Source organism: Micromonospora arida (assembly GCF_003857035.1).
Classification (GTDB): Bacteria; Actinomycetota; Actinomycetes; order Mycobacteriales; family Micromonosporaceae; genus Micromonospora; species Micromonospora arida.
Map to the genome: position 1 here is coordinate 57,245 of NZ_QGSY01000177.1, position 24,546 is coordinate 81,790.

At 70.3% G+C, this 24,546-nt stretch carries 21 protein-coding genes; 11 read left to right on the plus strand and 10 right to left on the minus strand.

What is annotated here, in order from left to right:
• The first annotated feature begins 141 nt into the window (after positions 1 to 141).
• Positions 142 to 471 (plus strand): RNA polymerase sigma factor, encoded by a 330-nt coding sequence (locus DLJ58_RS34255; protein WP_208741141.1) that lies wholly within the window; start codon positions 142 to 144, stop codon positions 469 to 471.
• Between the two features lie 46 nt (positions 472 to 517).
• Here the strand turns inward: DLJ58_RS34255 and DLJ58_RS16080 are convergent, their stop codons facing one another.
• Entirely contained in the window at positions 518 to 2,143 is a 1,626-nt protein-coding gene (locus DLJ58_RS16080) for a glycoside hydrolase family 43 protein (RefSeq protein WP_124857245.1), read from the minus strand.
• A gap of 308 nt (positions 2,144 to 2,451) precedes the next feature.
• Here DLJ58_RS16080 and DLJ58_RS16085 point away from each other — a divergent pair, with 308 nt between their 5' ends.
• Positions 2,452 to 3,435 carry a LacI family DNA-binding transcriptional regulator gene (locus DLJ58_RS16085; protein ID WP_386994848.1) on the plus strand — a complete coding sequence of 328 codons (984 nt, stop codon included), beginning with the start codon at positions 2,452 to 2,454 and terminating at the stop codon, positions 3,433 to 3,435.
• Positions 3,436 to 3,441: 6 nt separating this feature from the next.
• Here the strand turns inward: DLJ58_RS16085 and DLJ58_RS16090 are convergent, their stop codons facing one another.
• Complete coding sequence (locus tag DLJ58_RS16090) at positions 3,442 to 4,149, minus strand: SanA/YdcF family protein (protein ID WP_124857249.1); 708 nt, start codon at positions 4,147 to 4,149, stop codon at positions 3,442 to 3,444.
• Between the two features lie 766 nt (positions 4,150 to 4,915).
• On the opposite strand from DLJ58_RS16090, the gene DLJ58_RS16095 reads away from it, so the two are divergent.
• Positions 4,916 to 6,976: a cellulose binding domain-containing protein gene (locus DLJ58_RS16095; protein ID WP_124857251.1), complete on the plus strand. Its 2,061-nt coding sequence runs from the start codon at positions 4,916 to 4,918 to the stop codon at positions 6,974 to 6,976.
• A 103-nt stretch (positions 6,977 to 7,079) separates the two neighbouring features.
• On the opposite strand, the gene DLJ58_RS16100 is transcribed toward DLJ58_RS16095, so the two are convergent.
• Positions 7,080 to 7,823: an AraC family transcriptional regulator gene (locus DLJ58_RS16100; RefSeq protein ID WP_124857253.1), complete on the minus strand. Its 744-nt coding sequence runs from the start codon at positions 7,821 to 7,823 to the stop codon at positions 7,080 to 7,082.
• A 54-nt stretch (positions 7,824 to 7,877) separates the two neighbouring features.
• On the opposite strand from DLJ58_RS16100, the gene DLJ58_RS16105 reads away from it, so the two are divergent.
• Entirely contained in the window at positions 7,878 to 9,023 is a 1,146-nt protein-coding gene (locus tag DLJ58_RS16105; RefSeq protein ID WP_124857255.1) for an MFS transporter, read from the plus strand.
• Between the two features lie 66 nt (positions 9,024 to 9,089).
• Here DLJ58_RS16105 and DLJ58_RS16110 read toward each other — a convergent pair whose 3' ends face one another.
• A complete protein-coding gene (locus DLJ58_RS16110) occupies positions 9,090 to 11,867 on the minus strand; it encodes a M14 family zinc carboxypeptidase (protein ID WP_244218962.1) in 2,778 nt (925 codons plus the stop codon).
• A 202-nt stretch (positions 11,868 to 12,069) separates the two neighbouring features.
• Between DLJ58_RS16110 and DLJ58_RS16115 the strand changes: the two genes are divergently transcribed.
• Positions 12,070 to 12,423, plus strand: a complete 354-nt coding sequence (locus DLJ58_RS16115) for an effector-associated constant component EACC1 (protein WP_244218963.1) — start codon at positions 12,070 to 12,072, stop codon at positions 12,421 to 12,423.
• Between the two features lie 57 nt (positions 12,424 to 12,480).
• Here DLJ58_RS16115 and DLJ58_RS16120 read toward each other — a convergent pair whose 3' ends face one another.
• Positions 12,481 to 13,809, minus strand: a complete 1,329-nt coding sequence (locus DLJ58_RS16120) for a glycoside hydrolase family 18 protein (RefSeq protein ID WP_124857261.1) — start codon at positions 13,807 to 13,809, stop codon at positions 12,481 to 12,483.
• Positions 13,810 to 13,954: 145 nt separating this feature from the next.
• Between DLJ58_RS16120 and DLJ58_RS16125 the strand changes: the two genes are divergently transcribed.
• The gene (locus DLJ58_RS16125; RefSeq protein WP_124857263.1) at positions 13,955 to 14,839 is read left to right on the plus strand and encodes a bile acid:sodium symporter family protein; all 885 of its coding nucleotides are present in this window, start codon (positions 13,955 to 13,957) and stop codon (positions 14,837 to 14,839) included.
• Positions 14,840 to 14,898: 59 nt separating this feature from the next.
• On the opposite strand, the gene DLJ58_RS16130 is transcribed toward DLJ58_RS16125, so the two are convergent.
• Entirely contained in the window at positions 14,899 to 15,318 is a 420-nt protein-coding gene (locus DLJ58_RS16130; RefSeq protein WP_030337921.1) for a PPOX class F420-dependent oxidoreductase, read from the minus strand.
• Between the two features lie 140 nt (positions 15,319 to 15,458).
• Between DLJ58_RS16130 and DLJ58_RS16135 the strand changes: the two genes are divergently transcribed.
• A complete protein-coding gene (locus tag DLJ58_RS16135; protein WP_124857265.1) occupies positions 15,459 to 16,352 on the plus strand; it encodes an NAD-dependent epimerase/dehydratase family protein in 894 nt (297 codons plus the stop codon).
• A gap of 1 nt (position 16,353) precedes the next feature.
• Here the strand turns inward: DLJ58_RS16135 and DLJ58_RS34885 are convergent, their stop codons facing one another.
• From DLJ58_RS34885 to DLJ58_RS16155, 4 genes are all read right to left on the minus strand, one after another.
• Complete coding sequence (locus tag DLJ58_RS34885; protein ID WP_124857267.1) at positions 16,354 to 17,457, minus strand: glycoside hydrolase family protein; 1,104 nt, start codon at positions 17,455 to 17,457, stop codon at positions 16,354 to 16,356.
• 170 nt (positions 17,458 to 17,627) lie between these two features.
• Entirely contained in the window at positions 17,628 to 17,975 is a 348-nt protein-coding gene (gene trxA, locus DLJ58_RS16145; protein WP_124857269.1) for a thioredoxin, read from the minus strand.
• Positions 17,954 to 18,337 (minus strand): MerR family transcriptional regulator, encoded by a 384-nt coding sequence (locus DLJ58_RS16150; protein ID WP_124857271.1) that lies wholly within the window; start codon positions 18,335 to 18,337, stop codon positions 17,954 to 17,956. The genes trxA and DLJ58_RS16150 overlap by 22 nt, the downstream gene beginning before the upstream one ends.
• A gap of 97 nt (positions 18,338 to 18,434) precedes the next feature.
• On the minus strand, positions 18,435 to 19,397 hold the full coding sequence (locus tag DLJ58_RS16155) for an AraC family transcriptional regulator (protein ID WP_124857273.1): 963 nt from the start codon (positions 19,395 to 19,397) through the stop codon (positions 18,435 to 18,437).
• A gap of 215 nt (positions 19,398 to 19,612) precedes the next feature.
• Between DLJ58_RS16155 and DLJ58_RS16160 the strand changes: the two genes are divergently transcribed.
• The 4 genes from DLJ58_RS16160 to DLJ58_RS16175 form a co-directional block, all read left to right on the plus strand.
• Positions 19,613 to 21,154: a flavin-containing monooxygenase gene (locus DLJ58_RS16160; RefSeq protein ID WP_124857275.1), complete on the plus strand. Its 1,542-nt coding sequence runs from the start codon at positions 19,613 to 19,615 to the stop codon at positions 21,152 to 21,154.
• 116 nt (positions 21,155 to 21,270) lie between these two features.
• Positions 21,271 to 22,470 carry a low temperature requirement protein A gene (locus DLJ58_RS16165; RefSeq protein WP_124857277.1) on the plus strand — a complete coding sequence of 400 codons (1,200 nt, stop codon included), beginning with the start codon at positions 21,271 to 21,273 and terminating at the stop codon, positions 22,468 to 22,470.
• 158 nt (positions 22,471 to 22,628) lie between these two features.
• On the plus strand, positions 22,629 to 23,525 hold the full coding sequence (locus tag DLJ58_RS16170) for an acetyltransferase (protein ID WP_124857279.1): 897 nt from the start codon (positions 22,629 to 22,631) through the stop codon (positions 23,523 to 23,525).
• A gap of 75 nt (positions 23,526 to 23,600) precedes the next feature.
• Positions 23,601 to 24,546: alpha/beta hydrolase (locus tag DLJ58_RS16175; protein ID WP_208741142.1), on the plus strand; the 946-nt coding region annotated here is incomplete at its 3' end.

The following is a 24,546-nucleotide window of genomic DNA, read 5'->3' on the forward strand; positions in this document are numbered from 1 at the left end:
CAATCGACGACCGCGAGGCGTGACGACGTCTGTTCATCCCGTCGTTGGCGGGACGTACCCGCCGGTGACTATCGTCGGGCCGTAACTGATCAACGGGCCGGTCCGTCGGAACCAGCACCGTCCGACGGACAGAAGATGGTCATGGAGTCGACTCTGCGTGCTCGGGTGCGAGCTGGTGACCCCGGCGCGTTCGCCGACCTGTTCGACACGTACGCGCGTTCGGTCTACAACCACGCGTTCCGGCTGACCGCCGACTGGGCCACGGCGGAGGACGTCATGGCCGCCACGTACCTGCAGGCCGGCGACGTCGGCGTGTTCGACCTGACCGGGTCCGGCGCGGAGGCCGTCGCCACGACCCGCTCGCAGACCATGGCCGTCAGCGGCCTGAACGCCGAGGACCCGGCCGCGTCCGGCCACGGTTTCCGCACCACTCTCGGCCAGTTGCGGGCCGTGGCCGCCCAGGCCAAGTAGGACGAGTGGGCACGCGGACGGCACCCGCCGAGTGCCGTCCGCGCGGTCACTGTTCCCGGTAGGTAGCCAGGTCGAAGTCGGCGTGCACGCCGTCGCCGCCCAGGTCCTGCACCCACAGACCGAGAAACGCCCCGGTGAAGCCCCACGCCGCCGGCTCACCGTCGATGATCAGTGCGGCATGCTCGTCGGACAGGATGGTCGCGTCCAGCTCGACAGGTAGCCGCTGCCAACCGGCGCCGAGGTCGTAGTCGAAGCGCACCGCCGGCCCGTCGAAGACGGCCCGCAGGCCGACCCGGGTGACGCCGTCGGCATCGACGGTCAGCTCGGGGTACGCGGTGCGCCGCCCGTTGTCGGAACTGAGCAGCTCCAGCACCGTCCGGCCGTCGTCGGCCCGGGTCAGGTAGAGGTGGTGCCAGTTGAGCGTGTTGTAGTAGGCGGTGATCCCGGCGAGTTGACGGTGGTCGGCCGGTTCGAACTCCACCACGGTCTCCAACGAGCACTCCCTTGCGCCGACGCGTCGCCCGACCAGGCTGGGTGCCTGTCGACCGACCGGCGACTGCCCGCCGTGGACCCGCAGGTACGACGGGCGGGTGTGCAGGTCGACCCAGTCCGGGGTGGCCGGCCGACGCAGCGTCGACCAGCACCGGCCCAGCTCGGGGGCGTCGAAGTGGTCCGTCTCGGGCTCCGCCGGCCAGGGGTGCGCGGGCAGGTCGGGTGCGACGACGTCGTCCGCGGGCACCCCGCCGGAGATCCGCGGCCAGCCGCCCGACGGCCACTCGACCCGCTGGATCGCGGTCTCCCGACCCAGCACGCAGTTGCCCAGCGGGGAGTACGGGCGGCCAACCAGGTGGGCCAGGTACCACTCGCCGTTCTGCGTGTGGACCAGGCTGCCGTGACCTGCCTTCTGCAACCGCAGGTCGGGCCGACCGAAGGAGGTGAGCAGTGGCCCGTCCGGGTCCACCTCGTACGGTCCGAACAGCTCCCGGGACCGCGCCACGGTGACCTGGTGCTCCCAGCTGGTACCGCCCTCGGCGGTGATCAGCCAGTACCAGCCGTCGTGGCGGTACAGGTGCGGACCCTCGGTGACCCCGACCGGTGAGCCGGTGAACAGGATGCGGGGGCTGCCGACCAGACGGCGTGCGGCCCGGTCGTACTGCTGGATCTCGATGCCACCGAAGCGGTCGCGGCCGGGCCGCCAGTCCGCGCTCATGCCCAGCAGCCAGGTGGTGCCGTCGTCGTCGTGGAACAACGACGCGTCGAACCCGCGCCCGTGCAGTTTCACCGGATCGGACCAGGGGCCGGTGATGTCCTCGGCGGTGACCAGGAAGTTCTGCGGATCCCAGTAGCCGCTGGCGAAGCTGGCCACGTCGCTGTAGACGAGGTGGAACTGACCGTCGTGGTACGTCAGGTCTGGCGCCCACACCCCGTTGGAATCGCCGCATCCGCGCAGATCGAGCAGGCGCCGGTCGGTGATGATCCCACCCAGGCTGCGCCAGTTCACCAGATCACGCGAGTGGTGCACGAGGACGCCCGGATACCACTCGAAGGTCGAGGTGGCCAGGTAGTAGTCGTCGCCGACGCGCAGGATCGACGGGTCCGGGTGGAACCCGGCGAGGACGGGATTGCGGATCGACCGGGTAGCGGTCGCCACGTTAGCGATGTCGGTCGACACGAGCACTCCTCTGCACGGGCTGTCTGGAACTTCCGGAAAATCGTGGTCCCGGATCGCTGGAATCCCTGCTTACGCTAGCCGGTCTTTTCGCAATAGGACAGAGGTCTTGACCGCTGGGACAACAGCTCGTAGCGTGCCGGCCATCGATCGACATTACCGGCGAAGCATTGAAAGTTTCGGAGATCCATAGCTCACCGCCCCGCCCGCTCAGCCGGATGACGAGGCTCCACCGCGAGCAGACCTGAAGTTTCCAGCAGGACGCAGGGGGGACCGTGGGCACGGAGAACGGCCGAAACGTCACCATCGCCATGATCGCGCGGTTGGCCGGAGTCTCCGTGCCCACCGTCTCCCGGGTCATCAACGGCCGTTCCGACGTCGCCCCCGACACCCGGGAGCGCGTCGAGGCGCTGCTCAACCGGCACGGCTACCGCCGCCGCTCGCCGGCCCGGCGTACCGACGCCGCCCTCATCGACCTGGTCTTCAACGACCTGGACAGCCCGTGGGCCGTGGAGATCATCCGTGGGGTGGAGGACGTCGGCCAGACCAGCGGCGTCGGCACTGTCGTGTCGGCCATCCACTGGCGCATCTCCTCGGCCAAGCAGTGGCTCGACAACATGCGTACGCGCTCCACCGAGGGAATCATCTTCGTGACCTCGATGGTGAACCCGCCGTTGCAGGCCGAGCTGCGCCGACTCCACCTGCCGGTCGTCATCATCGACCCGGCCGGGGTCGACCCGCAGGAGTCACCCACCATCGGCGCCACCAACTGGGCAGGCAGCCTCAGCGCCAACCAGTACCTGATCAGCCTCGGCCACCGCCGCATCGGCTTCATCGCCGGCCCGCCGCACCTGATGTGCAGCAGGGCCCGGATGGACGGCTACCGGGCCGCCCTCGGCGCCGCCGGGATCCCCGTCGACGACGCCCTGATCCGCCCCGGCAACTTCTACCACGAGGCCGGCTTCACCGCGGGTACGCAACTGCTGGCGCTGCCCGACCCGCCCACGGCCATCTGCGCCTCCAGCGATCAGATGGCGCTGGGTGTCTACGAGGCGGTCCGCAAACGGGGTCTGCGGGTGCCCGACGACGTCAGCGTGGTCGGCTTCGACGATCTGCCGGAGGTGCGCTGGTGCTCGCCACCGCTGACCACCGTCCGGCAACCCCTGGCCGAGATGGGCATGCTGGCCGCGCGGACCGTGCTGCGCCTCGCCGGCGGCGAGAGGACCGAGAGCCCTCGGGTCGAACTCGCCACCGAACTCATCGTCCGCGACAGCGCCGCACCACCACGCTGGTGACCTCCCTCAGCTGACGCGCAACGCGTCGTCGACGCCCGTCTCCCGGCGGCCGAGGTGCGCCGGATCCCGACCGGAGAGCAGATCCAGTGCGGCCTTCAGGCAGGCGCCGTTCTCCCGGGACGAACTGAACCACCACGTCTGGGCGTACCGCTTCGCGCTGTCGTCGCCCACGCCGTTGGCGTCGATACCGAGGCGCCGGCACAGCGCCACGGCGCGCGGAAGATGGAAGGACTGGGTCACCACAGTGGCCCGCCGCACCCCGAAGATCCGCTCAGCGCGCGCGCACGAGTCGTACGTGTCGAAGCCGGCGTAGTCCGGCACCACCTTGTGCGCTGGTACGCCCCGCTGCACCAGCCAGTTCCGCATCGCGGCGGGCTCGTTGTAGTCGGCGTTCATGTTGTCGCCCGAAACGAGGATCGCCCGCACCTTGCCGGCGTCGAACAGCCGCCGCGCGATCTCCAACCGGGCGGTGAGGACGGGTGAGGGCGTGCCGTCGGCGTCCACCTTGGTGCCCAGGACGAGGGCGACCGGCGCGTTTGGCACCTCGGCCTCTCCGTAGAGGTGGCCCTCTGCGGTGTCGCGGATCCACGACACGCTGGCCACCGTGCCGCCGGTCAGCACCACGATCCCCACCGCGAGCGCGAGGACCGTACGACGGGCCAACCGCCGGTGCTCCCCGTACCACCGTCTGGCCGTGCCGAATCGTCCCCGCATGCCGCAAGGCTATTCCGCCCGCGCTCACGACTCTCGTCGGCGTACCCGCGACCGCCCCGAGCAGCAAACGAAGACCGTTGTCTATGGACAATCGCTCACTGTTAGCGCTAACGTGACGGACAGTCGTCGATCCTCGACCGACCTCGGGCCGCCGTGACGGAGCTGTCGCCATTGGCCCGAGGCGTGCTGAACGACGATCGTGGCGTGGGGCGGGTGGCACGTGGCCGGCGCGAGACGGCCCGAGACCACCACTGGGCGACCCGCGCGCCACGCGGCCGAGGCATGAACGGCCACCGGGATTCCAGGGCACCGCAGCAGCCGGACAGTCGTGCGACGGCGACCGGTCCGCTCACCTGCCCAGCGAACCCGCCGGGCAGGAGCCCGTACCTGGGCCGCCCTGATGGCGACCGTCGGCCCCAGCCCTGGCCGCCGGGTCGCGTCCCGCTGTTCGGAGTCCGGGCCCGAGCAGCGGGACGCCACCCCGCACGAGCAACCGACGGGGTACGGCGTCGGTCACCGCGAGCGCGGCGAAGACGACGCCTGACGCACCTTGAGATTGTCGAACCGACAGTGCCATTGTGGTACGTCGATGAAGAGCCGCGCGGGGCTGATGTCCGTCCACTGGGCAGCCGGGATCCAGATGTGATCTCCGGGGGACGGTGACACGACCGATGGACCAACGAGAGTCTGCCGTCCACGAGATCGCCCGTCACCAGGTCGCACCCTGACCGGCCGGGCGGCTCATCTGCCCGAAGGAACCCCGCCCATGCGTAAACCGAAGACCCGAGCAGCACTCCTGGCGGGCCTGCTGCTCACCGCGAGCGCGCTCGCTGGCGTCAACCCACCAACCGCCAGAGCGGCGGCCGACCCGGTCACCGTGACCGTCAACACCCGCGCCGGTCTGGCGACCGTGCCGGACACCGCTCTCGGCGTCAACCACGCCATCTGGGACTCGAACCTCGGCACCTCCGAGACGTCGGACCTGCTGCGCGATGCCGGCGTGCAGATGATGCGCTACCCCGGCGGCTCGTACGCCGACATCTACCACTGGAAGGACCACACCGCGCCCGGCGGTTACGTCGCGCCGGGGACCGACTTCGACACCTTCATGGCGGCCGTCCGGCGCGTCGGCGCGCAGCCGATGATCATTGCGAACTACGGCACCGGTACGCCCGCCGAGGCCGCCGACTGGGTGCGGTACGCCAACGTGACCAAGGGCTACGACGCGCGTTACTGGACCGTCGGCAACGAGAACTACGGCAACGGCCACTACGGGTCCGCGTGGGAAGCCGACGACCACCCCGACAAGAGCGCGACACAGTACGCGAGGCTGGTCGTCGAGTACGCCGACGCGATGAAGGCGGTCGACCCGAGCATCAAGGTCGGAGCGGTGCTGACCATGCCGGGCAACTGGCCGGACGGGATCACCGCCGGCAGCGATCCGGGCCCGTGGAACCAGACGGTGCTCTCCATCGCCGGCCCGAAGATCGACTTCGTGGACGTGCACTGGTACCCGGGCGGCACCGCCGCCGAGTCGCTGGCCCGCGTCAACCACCTCCCCGACGCCACCTACCTGCTGCGGCAGCAGCTTGCCCGGTACGCCGGGCCGAACGCCGACCGCATCGGCATCAGCTTCACCGAGCTGAACGTCGACGCCGGCCGGAACACCCAACCGGCCGCGCTGTTCCTTGCCGACGTCTACAGCGGTCTGCTGGAGAACGGTGTCTTCACCGCCCACTGGTGGAACGTGCACAACGGCATGGGCACCGTGACGCAGGTGGCCGGTCAGACCGACTACGGCGACTTCGGGATGCTCTCCAGCGGGGCCTGCACCGAGGACGGCTCGGTCTGCCAACCGCCGCTGAACACACCGTTCGCGCCGTACCACGGGCTGAGCATGATGAAGCTCTTCGCGAAGACCGGCGACCAGTTCGTTCGCGCCGGCACCGACGAGCCACTGGTCACCGCCCACGCCGTCCGCCGGAGCAACGGGGACCTCGCCGTGCTGCTGGTGAACAAGGACCCGGACAACGACCACCCGGTCACCATCGACTACGCCGGGTTCACCCCGTCGGCCGTCGCGCCGACGGTGTCCACCCTCACCAACGGTGCCACCGGCATCGTCACCAGCCAGTCCGGCTCGGCGACCAGCCGGACGCTGCCCGCGTACTCGTTGACCACGCTCGTGCTGCGCCCGGCCGGCGCGACCGCCGGACGGCCGGCGGCACCGGGCCAACCGACCGCGAGCGGCGTCACCGACCGCGCCGCGACGATCACCTGGCCGGCGTCCACCCCGGGCGCCAGCCCGATCGCCAAGTACGAGGTGCACCGGCAGAACGGCGCGGTCAGCGAGCAGCTCGGCGAGACGGCGTCCACCTCGTTCACTGTCGGCAACCTCGTGCCGGGCAGCAGGTACACCGTCAACGTGCTGGCCCGCGACACCGCCGGACGGGTCTCCTGGGCCTCACCGCCGCTCACCTTCGCCACCGGCAGCCCCGCCGCCAGTACGTGCACCGTCCGGTTCACCACCGCCAACGACTGGGGCAATGGCTACATCGGCGGCGTCGAGATCATCAACAACGGGTCCCGCCCGATCAACGGCTGGACGCTCACCTGGACCTGGCCCACCGCTTGGCAGCAGGTGAGCAGTGGTTGGAGCGCCACCTGGGAGCAGGTCGGCACTGCGGTGCGAGTAACGCCCACCACCGACAACCGGCAGATCGCCGCCGGCGGCACCGTGAGCGCCGGCTTCGTCGGCGCGTACGGCGGACCGAACGTGCTACCCACGGCGTTCACCCTCAACGGCACCATCTGCGCCACCGGCTGACGCGCGACGGTCGGCTGGCCCGTTCGTCGGGTCAGCCGGCCGTCCGCAAGCCCTGACGCCTCTCGCTTCAGGGTCAGGACCGGGCGGGTGGCGGCCGTCCCTGCTATCCGCGCTCGTGTCTGCCCGGGGTGTGCCCGAAGGCCCGGCGGAAGACGTCGATGAACGCGCTGGCGGAGGACCATCCACACCGATGCGCCACGGCGGTGACTGGAACATCCTCGGCCAGCATCACCAGAGCACGGTGCAGCCGCAGTTGGGTACGCCACTGCGGGAAGGTCATGCCGAGGTCGGAGCGGAACAGGCGGGACAACGTACGGTCGCTTCCGCCGACCTGCCTGCCGAGCGCGGCCAGGGTGCGGTTGTCGGCCGGGTCGGCGTACAGGATCGCGCAGAGTGCCTTCAGCCGGGGCTCGGTGGGCGTGGGCAGGCGCACGGGCTGCGTGGCCGAGGACCGTAACTGGTCGAGCAGAACGGCCCGCAGCCGCGCACGCGCGGGGCTGTCATCCTGGGGTGCACGGGTGTAGGCGAGGATCAGCTCGCGCAGCAGCGGCCCGACGGCCAGTACGGTCGGCTCCGTCAGATTCAGCGGGTCCTCGGTCGCGGGCAGGCCGATCAGGTGCAGTTCGAGTGCGCCGTGGGCCTGGTGCGCGTGCGCGGTTCCGGCGGGCACCCAGATGGCGCGGCTGGCGGGGACGACCCAGGAACCCGCGTCGGTGGTAATGGCCAGCACGCCACGGGCGGCGTAGACGATCTGATGGTCGTCGTGGCGGTGCACGTCGATGACGGACCCGGACGCCAGCTGCTGGGCGCGAGTCGGTGCCACCGGCCGATGGCGGATTTTCGTCATTGGTTGGCAGGTTATCGGAAGCCCGACAGACCGGGAAGCGGCGAGCATGGCGGCGTGCCGAGAAACAGAACGATCATCCTGCTGTCCGTCGGACATGGTTGCGTGGACGTCTACCAGGGGGCTGTGGCGGCGCTCGTACCGTTCTTCATCGCCGAGCGTTCCTACACCTACGCGGCGGCCTCCGGTGTGGTGCTCGCCGCCTCGCTGCTCTCCTCGGTGGCGCAACCGCTGTTCGGTGCGCTGACGGACCGGTGGGCAATGCCCTGGCTGTTGCCACTGAGCACGATCCTGGGCGGACTGGGAATCGCGTGCAGCGGAATCACCGGGTCGTACCCGATGACGCTGGCGTTCGTGGCCGTCTCCGGGATCGGAGTCGCGGCGTACCACCCCGAGTCCGCCCGGGTCGCGCGGATCGCCAGCGGCGGAAGCCACGCCGGCATGGGTTGGTTCTCCCTCGGCGGCAACCTCGGCTTCGCCGTAGCGCCCATTCTGGTCGCCGCCGTCGTCGCCAGCGGCGGTCTGCGACTCACTCCGTTGCTCGTGGTGCCGGCCCTCGCGGGCAGCGTGCTGTGCCTGCCCGTCCTTCGCGCGCTGCGCCCGACGACGGGGGCCGGTTCCGACACCCCGCGGTGGATCGGGACCGACGACAGGGCCTCGTTCGGCCGGCTGTCGCTGGCCGTGGTCTGCCGCGGCATCGCATTCGCGGGTCTGAGCACATTCCTGGCGCTCTACGCGCCGCAGCGCACCGGCGGGGGAACCTCGGCGGGAACGGCGGCGCTGGTGGTGCTCTACCTCGGTGGAGCGGTGGGTACGGTGCTCGGGGGCAACCTGGCCGGCCGCTGGGACCGGGTCACCGTCGTGCGCTGGTCGTACGTGGTGAGCATCGCCGCCGTCGCGGGGGTGGTGCTCGTCCCCGGGCCGGCGTTCTATCTGTTCGTGGCGCTCACCTCGGCCGGGCTCTACATTCCGTTCTCTCTCCAGATCACCCTTGGCCAGGACTATCTTCCGACCCGCGTCGGCACCGCGAGTGGCATCACACTGGGCCTGACCGTCAGCGTCGGCGGCCTGGTCAGTCCACTCATCGGCGGTGTCGCCGACGCGATCTCCCTCCAGGTTGCCCTCGCCCCGCTGATTCTGATGCCCGCGCTGAGTTGGCTGCTGTTCCGCACCCTCCCCGAGCCTGCCCCGCCGAGGCGCTGAAGCAAGCACGTGTCGAAGCGCCCGCCCCCAGTCGAGGGGACGGGCGCTTCGCTGTGCACGGGTTGGTCAGCCCACCACCGACCGCAGTGGGACCTTGGCGGCGTTCAGCGCGCGTACCAGATCCCTCGCGAACGGGTGTTCGTCCACCTGGAGCCCCTGCGGGTTCGGGATCACGACGTACGCCGAGCCGTTCTTCTCGGACGCCTGCGCGTCGGCGGTGAAGCGTTCGACGATCGCCCGGGTGCGGGGCAGGTCGCCGGCCGCCACCTGGATGGTGATCGGCCGCCAGCCGCCGCCCAGGTCCGGCGGCACCGGCGCGGCGGCGGCACTGGCGCGCGCCGCGTCGACGCCGGCCGTGCGCCGGGCGTCGGGCGCGGCGCTCGCCGGGTAGAGCAGCGCGTTGGCGACCAGGTGCAGACCATTTTCGTTGTACGCGCGGAAGAGCGGATTGAACGCGAACAGCACCGCCCGACCGGCGCCGGTCGGCTCGTCGACGACGGCTGCGGTGCCCTTCAGCGTTTCCGCCCCGACGGTGAAACCGTTGGCCCAGAAGGTGTCACCCGTCGGGTAGGTGAGCACGTTCGTCCCGGTGGTGCTCGGGGTGAGGATCGGGTCGCTGTTGTTGAACTCGAAGTCCTCCGCCGGGCGACCCAGCGCCACCGGGCTGTCCTGGTCGACGTCGACGCGCAGGTGCGAGCCGATCACCAGGTAGTCCGCCGGCTTGGTCTTCTCCGTGGTCGAGGTGAGCCCGGCGGCGCGGGCGACCCGGGTGCCCTCGTTGCGCAGCCCGACGTAGGTGTGGCCCTGGCCGATCCAGTCGCGCAGGTTGGCCTGCCCGGCGGCGGTCAGACCGCCGGTGGCGCTGCTGCCGTCCGGCACCAGCAGCACGGTACGCCCGGTGAACGCCTCGGTGTTGTCGTTGATGTCGGCCGTGGTGACCGGTTTGAGGTCGAGCCCCCACCGCTTGCCGAGCACGTAGCGGGCCTCGCCGTGCGAGCCGGAGGTGGTGGAAATGCCGGTGCCCTGGAACAGCCCGACGTCGGGCAGGTCGAGGCGGGTGCCGGTGGGCCGACCGCCAGGGGTGAGGGTGACCCCGAGGGATTCGGCCAGCCCGTCCACGGTCCGGCTCACCTTGGCCGCCGGGATGGCGACCCTGCTGGTCGTGAGGTCGCGGAGCAGGGGTACGCCACGGCCGAGCAGGCTGAAGGTGAACTCCGCGGCGGCGGCCGAGTCGAGCGGGTACGTGTACGAGCCCCAGGGCCACGCCGCACCGGTGCGACCGCCGGAGACCTTGCGTACCAGTTCGGCCCTCGGCCGGACGGTGTCTCCGGTGTAGATGGTGTTGACGCCCATCAGCAGCGGGTTGCTCCAGGACGACACGTCGTAGAAGTACGGGAACGGGACGTACGGGTCCTCGCCCATGACGGCCTGGATCCAGTGCTTCTGCGGTTGGTCCATCGGGATCCAGTACGCGCCCTTGGGCACTGTCACGTTGGTGGCGCTGCGCCCGCCGAAGACCCGCGCGGTGGGCACCCGGGTCGCCTTCTGCACCTCGTACACCTCGACGTCCATCCGGCGCAGCCGCTCGACGAGTTGGCGGACGTCGGCGAGCTGCCGGTCGGGCAACAGGAAGTACGAGCGGATGGTGAGGTCCGGCACCGGGAACTGGACCTCGTTGGTGGGCTGCACCACCTCGTTCGGTTCGAGGGTGCCCGCCCTGCCCTGGGCGAGCGCGTCGGTCCAGATGTCGAAGTAGCCGTCCAGCACCTCGTGCTTGTTCGCGGCGGCCCAGCCGAGCGTCGACCACTGGGTGTGGAACTGCTGCTGGACCCGGTCGGCCACGGCCGACGCGCTGCCCTTCTCGTACGTCATGCCGGCCGCGCCGAAGCCGGTGGTCGGCACCGTGTCGCCGTAGCCCATGAAGAACATGTCGTACGTGTCGTAGTTGAAGTAGCACTCGGTGGTGACGGTCTCGTCGCAGGCCCCGTTGAAGCCGAAGCCAGCCTTGTTGGCCTCGCCGATGCGGTTGATCCAGTCCACCGCCTCACCGGCGATCTCGTGGTGGATCGGGTCGGCGTTGGGCGGGAAGAAGTACTGCCGGCCGCCCATCTCGTGTGCGTCGATGAACACCTGCGGCGGGTAGCGGCGCAGCAGTTCGAGCTTGCCGTCGGTCTCCTGCTGGGTGCGGGCGAACCAGTCCCGGTTCAGGTCGAAGCCGAACTCGTTCTGCCGGCGGGTCGCGTCGCGGCCGTCCGGGTTCTGGGTGGGGACGATGATGGTGACCAGGTTGTCGTTGCGCTGGGCGACCGCGCAGGACAGGCCCGCCGCCAACTCGTACAGCGTCTTGAGCGCCGCGTCGGCGCCGCTCTTCTCGCCGCCGTGCACGTTCGCGGTGACCCAGACGATGGCCGGGCTGTCCTTCGCCGTCCGGGCGGCCGTTCGCGCGCTGGTCCGGCGCGGGTCGCGCAGGTCCCGGATGTCGTCGGCGATCTCCCGCAGCGCGGCGGGCCGCACATGGCGTTCGTTGGACACCACCGCGTACGGCAACGGCTGGCCGAGCACACTGGTGGTCATCACACCGGTCACGACCCGGTTCGAGGCGCGATCGACGGCCCCGAGATAGGTCCGGACCTCGTCGTTGGTGACGACCCGCTCCTGCCCCGCGCCGAGCGGGAAGCCGAGCACGGCGTCCGGGCTGGGCACGGTGGTCAACCGGGCGGTGGGGTCGTCGCTGCACCGGGAGGGCGGGGCGGCGCTCGCGGCCGGTGTGCCGCCGAGCAGGGGAACCATGCCGAGCAGGAGCGCGATCGTGGCGGCACTCGCCAGCCGCCTGGCGGGGACCATCCGGATCGGGCGTATCGATGGGGCCATGAGTCATGTTTCCCTTCTCGGGCACAGCCTCGCAGTGGCCGGAGCCTATGAACCGTCGATACGGCGGTCAAGGGTTGATCGATATTGCTGACTACTCGGCGTGCCGGCACCGACGCGGACTGGCAGGATGGTGGCGTGGGCTTGTCGTCGTCTGGGAGGAGGAGACGTGCCGGAGATGATCACGCTCTCGGTCCATCCGGATCATCCGTCGGCCGATGCTCGGCGTTCGCTGGCGTCCTGGCTGCGCGCTGAGGATCGGCTGCGGGAGGGGGTGAGCACGTCCCCTGACGGGATGTCGGCGGATCGCACGGACGTCCTGCGGGTGGCGGCCAGCGACGCGGGCACCGCCATGGTGCTGGTGCAGGCGATCGCCGGCTGGCTGACCCACCGCCGTGATGACGTGACGGTGAAGCTCACACGGCCGGACGGATGGTCGGCCGAGCTGGATGTGCACCGGGCTCGGGACATGGACCAGGTGACAGCCCTCATCGAGGCCGCGGTGCGCGCGGTGACACCCGCGCAGCGGTAACCGGCCCGCCGCCGGCCGAAAGGTCGGCCGGCGACGGGCCGGGTGGCACACGTACGGCTACCAGGTCGTCAGGCCGAGGCCGATCGTCTTGGTCAGCGTGGCGTTGTCGTCGTCGCCGTCGAGCGACCAGATCATGGCGCCGGCCAGGCCGGCTCGTCGGATGTAGAGCGTCTTCTGCAACACGACCGCCGGATCGTCGTACGTCCACAACGTCGTACCGTCGAACAACCAGGCGTGTCCGGCACGCAGGTCGCGGTGCACGGTGTAGCCGTTACCGGCCAGGGTCTTGAGGATCTTGTAGTCCTCGTACCCGGCCTCGAAGGTGGCCGGAGCGGGCCCGGTGGCCGGCTGGAACAGGCCGTTGCCGCCGCCGGTGATGCCGGTCCAGCCGCGACCGTAGTAGGGGATGCCGAGCACGAGCTTGTCCCGCGGCGCGCCACGGGCGATCCACCCGTCGATGGCGACCTCGACGGAGAAGTCCGGGTTGTCCGGGGCACCCGCCGGGACGCGCAGCGCCGACTGCTGGTTGGCCCGTGCGTCCCAGCCGCCGTGGAAGTCGTACCCCTGCACGGTGGCGAAGTCCAGGTACTTGAAGATCTTGCGGCCCTCGTAGCCGGCGTCCATGGTGGCCGGGCTGGCCGGCAGGAACGCGGTCAGCGGGTGGTGCGCGCGGGTCGTGCGCCCGTACGCGTCGAGTTGCCGGCGGAACTCGGCGAGCAGTTTGGTGAAGTTCTCCCGGTCCTCCGGGCGGATGACGTTGCCGGGCTCACCGTCTGAGCCGGGCCACTCCCAGTCGAGGTCGATGCCGTCGAAGACGCCCGCCCCGGCACCGGGGGTGGTGCCCGGCAGGTTGCCCTTGAGGTAGAGGTCGATGCAGGACGTGACGAACGCCTTGCGGGACGCGTCGGTGCGGGCCGCGTTCGAGAAGTACGTCGACCAGCTCCAGCCGCCCAGCGAGATCAGCACCTGCAGTTTCGGGTGCTTGGCCTTGAGCTTGGCGAGCTGGCCGAAGTTGCCGTTGAGCGCCTGGCCCGGTGCGTCCGCGACGCCGTCGACGCTTTCCTCGGCCGGGACGGGTCGCTGGTAGTCGGCCCAGGCGTCGCCCTCGCCCGGCCCGCCGTCCACGTAGCAGCGGCCGTCCTCACTGACGTTGCCGAAGGCGTAGTTGAGGTGGGTGAGGCGGCTCGCCGCACCGGAGGTTTCGAGCTTCTTGACCGGGAAGGCCCGACCGTAGATGCCCCACTGGGTGAAGTAGCCGACCCGGTGGTAACCGGTGCGGCGCTGCTGGTTGTCGCTCGCGCTGGCGGCGCTGGGCGGGGCGGCGGTGAGCAGCAGGGCCGCCAGGGTGACCACGGCGGTGAGACGGCGGTGGCGGAATGGTCGCATCGGCACACTCCCACGAGGCATCAAGCAGAATTAGTAAAGAGACTTATCTGATTGATGAAGTTAAGCCGCTCACCGTCCGGGGTCAAGAGCGTCCAGCCACATGGGGGATTGTTGCGGCGTTACCCGGTGGTAACGATGTTGTGCCATGGACTCCGCCCTGACTCTGATCGGCCTGCCCATCGCCCTCGGCATCATCATGCTCGGTCTGGGTCTCGGACTGACCATGGCGGACTTCCGCCGGGTGGCCCAGCATCCACGCGCCGCCGTCATCGCCCTGGTCTGCCAGGTGCTGGTGCTGCCGGCGCTCTGCTTCTGCCTCGTCCTCGCGTTCGACCTGGCACCCGAGCTGGCCGTCGGCATGATGCTGCTGGCCGCGTCCCCGGGCGGCACCACCGCCAACCTCTACAGCCACCTGTTCGGCGGGCACGTGGCCCTGAACATCACCCTGACCGCCATCAACTCGGTGCTCGCCGTGTTCACCCTGCCGATCCTGGTCAACCTGTCGGCGGCGTACTTCCTGCCCGACGGCAGAAGCATCGGCCTACAGTTCGACAAGGTGCTGCAGGTCTTCGCCATCGTGCTCGTCCCAGTCGCGATCGGCATGCTCATCCGGGCGCGGATGCCGCAGGTGGCCGAGCGGCTGAACCGCCCGGTCCGGATTCTCTCCGTCGTCGTACTCGTCGCGGTGATCGCCGGCGCGGTGCTCGGCGAGCGGGAGAACATCGCCGACTACTTCGTCTCGGTCGGCCTGGCCGTGCTCGCCTTCAACCTGCTCAGCCTCGCCATCGGGTACGGGGTGCCGCGCCTCGCCGGTGTCGACCGGAGCGCCGCGACGGCCGCCGGTTTCGAGATCGGCATCCACAACAGCACCCTGGCCATCACGATCGCGCTCAGCCCGGCGCTGCTCAACAGCACCCAGATGGCGATCCCGGGCGCCGTCTACGGCATCGTCATGTTCTTCACCGCGGCGGCCTTCGGCTACCTGGTGACCCGTGTCGGCGCCCGGTCCGCCACCGCCCTGACGCCCTGACGGCTGGTGCCCTGTCGCCCTGACGGCAGCCATCAGGGCGACAGGCCGGGCGGCAACGGTCAGCCGACCTGGTTGTTGTCCTTCTGCGCGCCCCAACCGTGCCAGCGGTCGATCTCGATCAGGGCACTGACCCGGGCACGTTCCCGGCGCGGGTACGCGTTGCCCGTGTAGTGCTTCGACAGCCGGTCGATGTCCGCCAGACCCTCGTCGGGGCGCAGTTCGGTGACGTGCCCGATGATGCTGACGTGGGTGTACCAGCCGGCCTCGTCGAGCACGGTGAGAGACACCCGGGGGTCGTTGCGGACGTGCTCCAGCCGACGGCGGCTCTCGTCCATGTTCACCAGGATCCGGCCGTCCTCCCACAGGTACCAGGTGGCGGCGGACACCGGTTGGCCACCGTTGCGAAGGGTGGTCATGACGGCGGGGTTCGGCTTCTGGAGCATGGCGACCGCGGCCTCGGGAAGCGGTGGCTTGGACATGAAGTCTCCTCGTCGCGACAACGTTTACCCCTGCACGTTACGCATCTACCCACCCGATCGCGCTCGGATCGCGATCGCGGCGAGGCGACCGGGTCGACCCCGCTGCCCCGGCTGCCGCCGCTGGCGGCGAAGATGTGGTCATGAGCGAAGCCACCCTGCCCAGGCGTGTCGTCGTCACCGGTGCCACCGGCAAGCTCGGCCGTGCCGTGGTCGCCCACCTGCGCGCCGTGGGCGTCGACGTGCTGGCGGTGGACCGCGCCGGTGGCCGCGACCCACGCGACGTGAACGGCGAGTTCCTGCTGGTCGACCTGACCGACTACGGGCAGGTGGTGGAGGCGTTCACCGGGGGTGCCGACGAACATGCGGGCGGCGTCGACGCGATCGTGCACCTTGCGGCGGTCCCGGCCCCCGGGCTGATGTCGAACGCGAGCACCTTCGCGAACAACTCCGCCGCCACGTACAACGTGTTCGCCGCGGCCAGGGCGGCCGGAATCAAGCGGGTCGTGTGGGCGTCGAGCGAGACGGTGCTCGGGCTGCCGTTCGACAACCCGCCGCCGTACGCGCCGGTGGACGAGGAGTACGCGCCACGGCCCGAGTCGACGTACTCGTTGAACAAGGCCCTTGAGGAGGAGATGGCCCGGCACTTCTGCCGGTGGGACCCGGAGCTGGTCATGGTGGGGTTGCGCTTCTCCAACGTCATGGACGTCGAGGACTACGCGCCGTTCCCCTCGTTCGACGCCGACCCGCAGCTGCGCCGGTGGAACCTGTGGGGCTACATCGACGCCCGCGACGGGGCCCAGGCGGTCGAGCGCGCCCTCGCGCACGACCAGCCCGGTGCCGACGTCTTCGTCATCGCCAACGCCGACACGGTCATGAGCAGGTCGAGCGCCAGCCTGATGGCCGAGGTCTACCCGGGCGTCGAGATCCGCAAGGAGCTGGGTGAGCACGAGACGCTGCTGAGCATCGACAAGGCCCGCCGGGTGCTGGGCTACGAGCCGCAGCACTCCTGGCGCGACCACGTCGACGTGCTGTAGGTCAGCGCGCCGCCTGGTAGGCGCGGCCGACGGCGGTCGCGGTGCTGCCGGTACGGAACAGGCCGGTCTGGTCCTTGTCCGTGGCGGGCAGGCCGAACCACGCGTACCGCTGTAGCCAGGACAGGCCACCCAGCATCCGCGTCGCCGCGGTGAGGAACGCGGCCTGCTGTTCCTGGGTGGGGAAACGGACGCCGTCGGAGAAGTCGATCAGGGCGAACTCGGTGAGCCAGACCGGCAGGTTGTACCTGTCGTGCACGGCTTGGAGGTACGACCTGAGCTGGTTGACGGCGTTGGCTGTGGTGAAGTCGCCGCCGTACCAGTGCAGGGCGATGAAGTCGACGCGGTAGCCGCGCTGCTTGGCCCCGGCCATGAACCGGTCGAGCCACTCGCCCTGCCGGTCGCCGCCCCAGGCCACCGCCGGGCTGCCCAGCGGCAGGCTGGTGGCCTGCAACTGCGGCCACAGCTCAAGCGCCTGCTCGACGGTCATCTCGGCCTGGCCCTTCAGGTCCGGCTCGTTGAAGCCGAGCAGGTAACGGCCGTTCTGCTTGGCCTGTTGCAGGTTGCTCGCGGTGACGCTCTTCGCCCCCCAGATCATCGGGACGAACTCGGTGCCCTGCGGGCTGGTGACGCCCTGGTGCTTCACGTCCCAGGTGTAGTACCAACTCGCCCCGGAGTTGGCCAACGCCTGGCTGACCCCGTCAAAGGTCCACACCCCGACGCCCTTGCGCTTCGAGGTCGCCGCCGGGCCCGCCGGAGCGACCGGGCGTCCCGTTGTCGGCTTCGCCGCCGGCGTCGGAGTCGGAGACGCTACCGCCGGGCTCGTCGTGGCGCCGGGCGTGGTCGCGCTGGGCGCGCCCGGCTGCGGGCTCGTGGGCGGCGGCGCGTCGAGCGCCTGAGTCGCCGCCGGGGCGGGCGTCGGCCCGGTCGGCTGCACCACGACGATCACACCCGTCACCAGTACGGCGACTGCGGCGGCCACGAGGAGCGGCCACAGCAGCCGCCGCGCACCGATCGGGAGGCGGCCGAGCATCGCGCGTCGGGGTTCCGCGTGGACGCCCCGGTGTCCCCTCGCGGCGGCCGCCTCACCCTGACCGGTTGCGCGCATCGTCTCGACTCCCTCGTGTGGTCGTACCCGTTGACTGACGGAGACGATGACGAAAGATCCACCACCTGCCTCCCCTCAGGAGACTGGCCGGCCGCACCGGGATAACGATTTCCACCGCTGATGTCGGCCGTCGATCACCACCTGGTCTCCAACGGCACCAACGCTGGCCGTTACCACCCGGCCTGCGCGGTCAGGGTCTGTCGCAGGTACGTCTTCGGCCTGGACCCCACGGTCGAGCCGACGACTTCGCCCTGACGGAACACGAGCAGCGTCGGCAGGGACATCACCCGGTAGCTACGGGTAGCTCTGGGGTTCTCGTCGGAGTTGAGCTTTGCCACGACCATCCGGTCACCGAACTCTTGGGCCAGTTCGGCGAGGCTCTTCTCGATGGCCTTGCAGGGCGGACACCAATCCGCCCAGAAATCGACGACCACGGGTCGGTCGCTGGCCAGCACCAGCTCCGCGAATGTGTCGTCCGTGACGGTGACCAGCGAGCCTATTTCCGTTTCCTGAGGCATGTCTTCTCCCGATGTGCGATCGCCTGAGTGAGTTGACTGTGCAGTTGCTGGCGCACCGCGCCGAGCCGGTCGATGACGGCGTCGACCTCGACGATCTTGCGCCGTAACACCAGCACCGAGTCCGGGCAGACGTCGCCGGACGTGTTGCCGGCCCGAAGGCAGGCGACGAACGGCCGGACATCGTCGAGGCCGAACCCGACGTCGAGCAGCGCCCGGATCTCCCGCACGACGCGTAGCTCCGACTCTTCATATTCGCGGTAGCCATTGGCGGAGCGCTGCGCCCGTACCAATCCGTGCTCCTCGTAGTAGCGCAGCGTGCGAGGGCTCGTGCCGGCCCGCTCAGCCAGCTCGCCGATCAGCATCCAACCTCCTCCATCGGCCCGTCGCGACCACGCTAAACCTTGTCGTCAGCGTCAAGGCAAGGGCCGACCGTATGGAGGCGGGACGAGGCGACGGTCGTCAGCGGCGCAGGGTCGTGGACGGTGTCTCGCCGAAGCGGCTCCGGTACTCGGTCGCGAACCGGCCGAGGTGCACGAAGCCGTGTTGCAGGGCAACCGTCGTCACGGACGCCCCCGGCGCGGCCGAGCGGAGCGTGCGGTGCGCCGCGTCGAGCCGGCAGGCCCGCAGGTACGCGGTCGGGGTGGTCTGCAACTCACGGCGGAAACAGTCCTGCAGTGTTCGTACGCTCACCCGTAGCGCCTCGGCGACGTCACCGACGGTCAGTGTCTCCCCGTGGTGTTCGGAGATCAGGGCGCAGGCCCGGCGGACGAGACGCCCGGGGTGGGCGTGCTGGCTCGGCTCGGCCAGCAGGTGGGAGTGGCTGTGTCGATGGGCCAGCAGCAGCTTGCCGATGAGCCCCTGTTCGAAACGGGCGGCTACCTGCGGGTGGTCGAACAGGGACGCGTCGGCCGGCTGGGACAGCTCGTCGGCGAGGAACGCCACCCCGCGCGCCCATGCCCGCGCGGTCGGTGTGGTCATGAGCATGCCGACGTCGAGGCGGACCGGGTCGTCCACCGGGTGGCCCAGCAGGCGGGCGAGTTCCCGGTCGACGGCGTGCCGGTCGGCGTAGAAGATCCGGTGGGGCGATCCCTCGGACCACCGCATGTCCGAGGAGTCGTACGGGGAGAGCACCGAGGCGACGTCGGGAGTCGAGGTCACGGTCTGACCGGCGTGCCGGACCATCGTGCTGCCGGCGCTGGGGATCTGGACGAGGTAGAAGCTCTCCAGCGCGGGCGGTTGGATGCGCACCGCCTGCCCGTAGTCCAGGTCGATGACCCCCACACCACCGGCCCGGCGGGCCGCCATCCGCAGTTGCACGCTGTGCACACCCGCCTGCGGGGTGAGCCGGTGTGGGCAGAAGACCCGACCCACCTCGGCGCGAGCCCGGTCGACGTCGTCCGTCCGGACCGTCACCGCATCCATCCGACACCTCCCGGGCGTCCCGTCGCGCCGACCGTAAGGCGTGACAGGCCCAGACCAGACCGGAAAGCCGTCGACCCGACAGGAAAAGGGTCCGGCTGCGTACCGCGGACAGCGCCCGCGTCGAGCGGATAGCGACCTTCCCGGTCTGCTCGCTAGCGTGCGACCACCGCGGGCGGTCAGCGCCGGCACGGTTCGTACGTCCTTCGGAGGAGATCATGAGGATTGCCGTCGTCGGTGCCGGATTCGCCGGTGTGAGCGCTGCGAAGGTGCTGCGGCAGAGCGGATTCGACGTCACCGTGTTCGAGCGCGCGCCCGACGTCGGTGGGGTGTGGAGCCGTACTCGGCGATACCCCGGCCTGAACACCCAGAACGACAAGGGCACCTACCACCTCTCCGACCTGCCGATGCCCGCCGACTATCCCCAGTGGCCGTCGGGAGAGCAGGTCCAGCGGTACCTGGAGAGCTACGTGGAGAAGTTCGGGCTGGCCGGCGCGCTGCGTCTGTCCACGGAGGTCGCCTCGGCCGAGCTGGTCAACGACGAGACCGGGTGGCTGGTCACCTCGCGGCCGGCGGGCGCCCAGGACCCGCTGACTGTGGAACGGTACGACCACCTGATCGTCGCCAACGGCATCTTCTCCGACCCGTTCGTCCCGTCCTTCGACGGGCACGCGAACTTCACCGCCGCTGGAGGGCGCGTACTGGCGACGGGGGAGTTCCACGACATCGAGGCGGCCCGAGGTAAGAACGTCCTCGTCGTCGGGTACGGCAAGTCGTCCTGCGACGTGGCGGTCCCGGTGAGCGAGGTCGCCGCCCAGACCCACGTGGTGGCGCGCGAACTGCTCTGGAAGATGCCCCGCAAGCTCGGTGGAGCGCTCAACTACAAGTACCTGCTGCTCACCCGGATGGGTGAGGCGCTCTTCCGCTACCTGCACCTGAAGGGCTTCGAGCGGTTCCTGCACGGCCCGGGGAACGGTCTGCGCCGGCGCATGGTCGACAGCGTCGGCTCGGTCGCCACCCGGCAGTTCAACCTGCGCGAACTGGGTCTCGTGCCCAACGGCAGCTTCGAGGACATCGCCCGCAGCACGGTCAGCCTCGCCACCGAGGGCTTCTTCGAACGGGTCACCGACGGCCGTATCGCCGTGCACCGGGAACAGGTGATCACCGAGTTGCTGGTCGACGGTGGCCGGCCCGCCGCCCGCCTGGCCGACGGCACGGTGCTCCCCGCCGACCTGGTGATCTGTGGCACCGGCTTCCGCCAGCACGTGCCGTTCCTCGACGACGCGTTGCACGCCCGGCTCCAGGACGAGGCCGGCAACTTCATGCTCTACCGGCAGATCCTGCCGATCGGCGTGCCGCGGCTGACGTTCGCCGGCTACAACTCGTCGTTCTTCAGCCCGCTCAGCGCGGAGATGGCGGCGGTCTGGACGGCCGCGTACCTGCGGGGTGGGATCACCCTGCCGACCGAGGTCCGGATGCGCGACGAGGTGCGCGCCCGGCTGCTCTGGATGACGAAGCGCACCAACGGACGGCATGCCCGCGGCACGAACATCATCCCGTTCTCGATGCACAACGTCGACGAGGTGCTGGACGAGTTGGGGCTCAACGTCGGCCCGCTGACCCGGGCCCGGCAGTGGCTGTTCCCCGTCGACCCGGGCTCGTACCGCAGGGTGACGGCACAGATGATCCGGCGTACCGCCGACCCGGTATCGGCCATCAGCGACGGAGACCCGATGAAGATGGATAAAATACGCAGATAGGGATCAAGCGGGGGCCGGTCGGTGAGGGAGGCTCGGGGACGATGGCAGCGGAACAGGGTCACCACCGTGCTGTGCCCGTGCCGGCGGCCCTGGCCGGCTGAGCTGTCTCTCCCTCCGTGCTGACGCGCACCGAGTTCTTTCGTGGGCTCGGGGAAAGCAAGAGCCCCCGCTCGGCGACCGTCCTGGAACTGCTCTTCGACATCGTCTACGTCTTCGCGCTGGCCCGCCTCGCCGGGCGGGTCGCGGACGACCTGACCATCGTCCGACACACACTGCTGTCCGAGGCTGGCCAGACCGTCCTGTTCTTCACGGCGATGTGGATGATCTGGTCGCTCAACGCCCTGCTGGCGAGCACCTACGACCCCCGGCGCCCGGATCTGCAGGCCGTCCTGTTGGCGACGATGTTCGGCACGCTGGTGCTGGCGGTCACCTTGCCGCAGGCCTTCGGCCAACGCGGCGTCGTCTTCGCCTGCACCTACGTCGTCATCCAGGTCGGTCGACCGCTCTTCCTGGCGTTCGCCCTGCGGGGCCACGCGGCGCACGCGTTCTCGCTCCGGGTGCTGACCTGGCACCTGGCGTCCGGCGTGCTCTGGATCAGTGGCGGCATCAGTGGTGGCCTCGGTCGGGGCATCTTCTGGACCCTCGCTCTCGCCATCGAGCTGATCGGCGCCGCCGCCACCTACCCCCTGCCCCGGATAGGCAAGCGACAGCTCCACAGCCTGGGGGCCACCGTCTCGCAGGAGCATCTGGCCGAGCGGTACAACCAGTTCTTCATGATCGCTCTCGCCGAGGTGGTGCTCGAAGCCGGCGCCGCGGTCAGCTTTCCGGGCTTCTCGACCGAGGGAACCATCGTCCTCGTCGCCTCGTTCGTGGCGGTCGTCTCGTTCTGGCGGATCTACTTCTATCACGTCAGATCCGGCCATGCCTCGACCCCGAGCGGGGAGGGGATCCAGCTGTCGCGGTGGGCGAGCTACAGCCTGCTGTTGATCGTCGGTGGCATCATCTGCACCGCCGTCGGCTTCGGGCAGGTCATCGAGGATCCGCACCCGCCGATCGACTGGGCTCTGGTGGCCATCATCTTCGGCGGCCCGGTGCTGTTCCTGATCGGGCGGAGCACCCTGGAGCGGGAGGACCGATCGGCGCCGAGGTGTCGGGCGCTGTACTTCGGCGTGGTGGCGCTGGTCGTGGTCGCCCCGCCGATGGTGCTGCTCCCGCCGGTCGCCGTGGCGGCCGTCGCGGCGGTGATCCTCGCCGGCATCACCATGTACGACCAGCGTGCCCACAAGCGTGGGTCGGAGACCAACCCGACGTTGTGACGATCCGTTGCGGGCCGTCGACACCTGCGCGTATGGTCGTCGGGCACGCCGTCGAGCTGGAAGGAGGTCAGAACAATGTCCGATGTTCTGCGCCCTCTCCGCGCTCCGGCGTCCGCGCGGATCTGATCCGGGGCGCGCGCTTCCCGGAGGTCCAACCCATGACTGATCTGGTCATCCGTCCGCTCGTCGCGGGCGAGGAAAACCTGTTCGACTCCATGCCTGATCCGCTGCCCCAACTGCGCCAGGTCGCGTACGCCGACGGGATCGCCGGCGGCGGCTACCGGCCCGAGAACACCTGGGTCGCCCTGCGCGCCGGCCGGGTGGTCGGTCGGGCCGCCTGGCTCCTTCCGCCGGGCGCCGTCGGTGCCCCCTGGCTGGACCGGTTCGATCTGGACGCCGAGCCGGAGGTGGGCGCCGAGCTGCTGCGCGCCGCCCACGAGGCGCTGGGCGGTCCCGGTCTGTACTACGCCGCACTGCCCGCACACTGGCGGCGTCGGCCCGAGGTGCTGGCCGTGGTGCGGGCGCCCATGGACGCCGCCCGGCTCGCCGGGCTGGTCGAGCGGGGGGAGCGCCTCCGCTGTTCCTGGACGGGCACCCCCCTGCCGGCATCGTCCGGGCGGTACGACTTCCGCGCGCCCGTCGACGTGGCGGAGGTCAAGGCCCTGGTCGCCAGGGTCGCCGAGCCGGACGTACTGACCGGCGTCGAGAACGCACGAGCGGTTGGCGGCGTCGACCTGGCCACCGACCCGCTCGCCTGGCTGGGCGAGAACACCGAGGAGTGGCGCGTCGTGGTGGACGCAGGTAAGCCGGTGGGCCTGGCCGGAACGGCCGGGGACGCCTGCTTCCCACTGATCGCCTACCTCGGCCTGCTCGACGAGGCCGCCCGGCCCGAGCTGTTGGACGAGGCGGTCCGGGTGCTGTCCGCCGGCGGTGCCCGCGAGGTCATCGCCGACGTGGACGCCCACCGGGTGGCGGTGCTGGCGGAGTTGGAGCGGACCGGCTTTCGGCAGTTGCGCTCCCGGATCGTCTTCGCGCCGCCGAACAGCCAGGAATAGCTGACCGGGTGCGCCCGGTCACCCGGGCGCACCCCCTCGGCCAGCGCCGAGCGCCGCCCCTGCCAGCATCTGACCATGGCGGAGATCATCGCGCTGCTCCTCGGCGGGTTGGCGTTCGTCGGGGCGGCGGTCGCCGGGCTCTACCTCTGGCCGGTGGGCCGCCGTGGGCTACGGGTCGCGCCGGCCCGACCGCTCGACTTCGACACGGCCACCCGTGCCGCCGCGGCCGTCATCGCCGCCGAGACGGCCGATCCGGAGGTCCGCCCGGAGTCACGCAGCCGCCTGCTGAGCCACGGTTCCCGTACCGGCCGGGCCGTGCTGCTGTTGCACGGGTACACGCTCGCCCCCGAGCAATACGCGGGGTTGGCCGAGGAGTTCTTCGACCGCGGATACAACGTCTGGATTCCCCGGGCACCCCAGCACGGGACCGTCGGCCGGCGGGCCCACCACCGGGTCGAGGCCGGTGAGCTGACGACGTACGCCGCGCAGGGGTGGGCCGTCGCGGCGGCCCTGGGAGACGAGGTCGGCGTCGTGGGGATCTCCGGCGGCGCCGTACTGGCCGCCTGGCTGGCCCAGGTCCCGGGCAACGTCGTACGGCATCTGCTGTTGCTGTCGCCGTTCTTCGGTCCGAATCCGCGACAGGCGCCGGCCTACGCGGTGAAACCGCTCATCGTGCTGTACGGGCGTCGCGTTCTCCGCGACCGCGTCACGTCGCGCGGATATTCGCTCACCGCGGTCACCCAGTACCTGACGATCGCCCGTACCCTGCCGAACCCGCCCCGGCGGACCGGTCTGCGGACCGCGGCGGTCGCGATCAGCCCGCTCGACGGCGTGGTGGACCTCAGGGCAGCGGTCGACGTGCCGCGCCGGATCGCCGACGCGAACGCGCTCACGCTGCAGGTGTGCACCCTGCCGGAGACATTGGGCGTCGAACACAACACCCTCAACCTCGGCGCGGACGGCGACGAGTGGCGCCGGCGGTACGTCGCGCTCTACGAGGGTGAGCCCTGTCTCTTATACA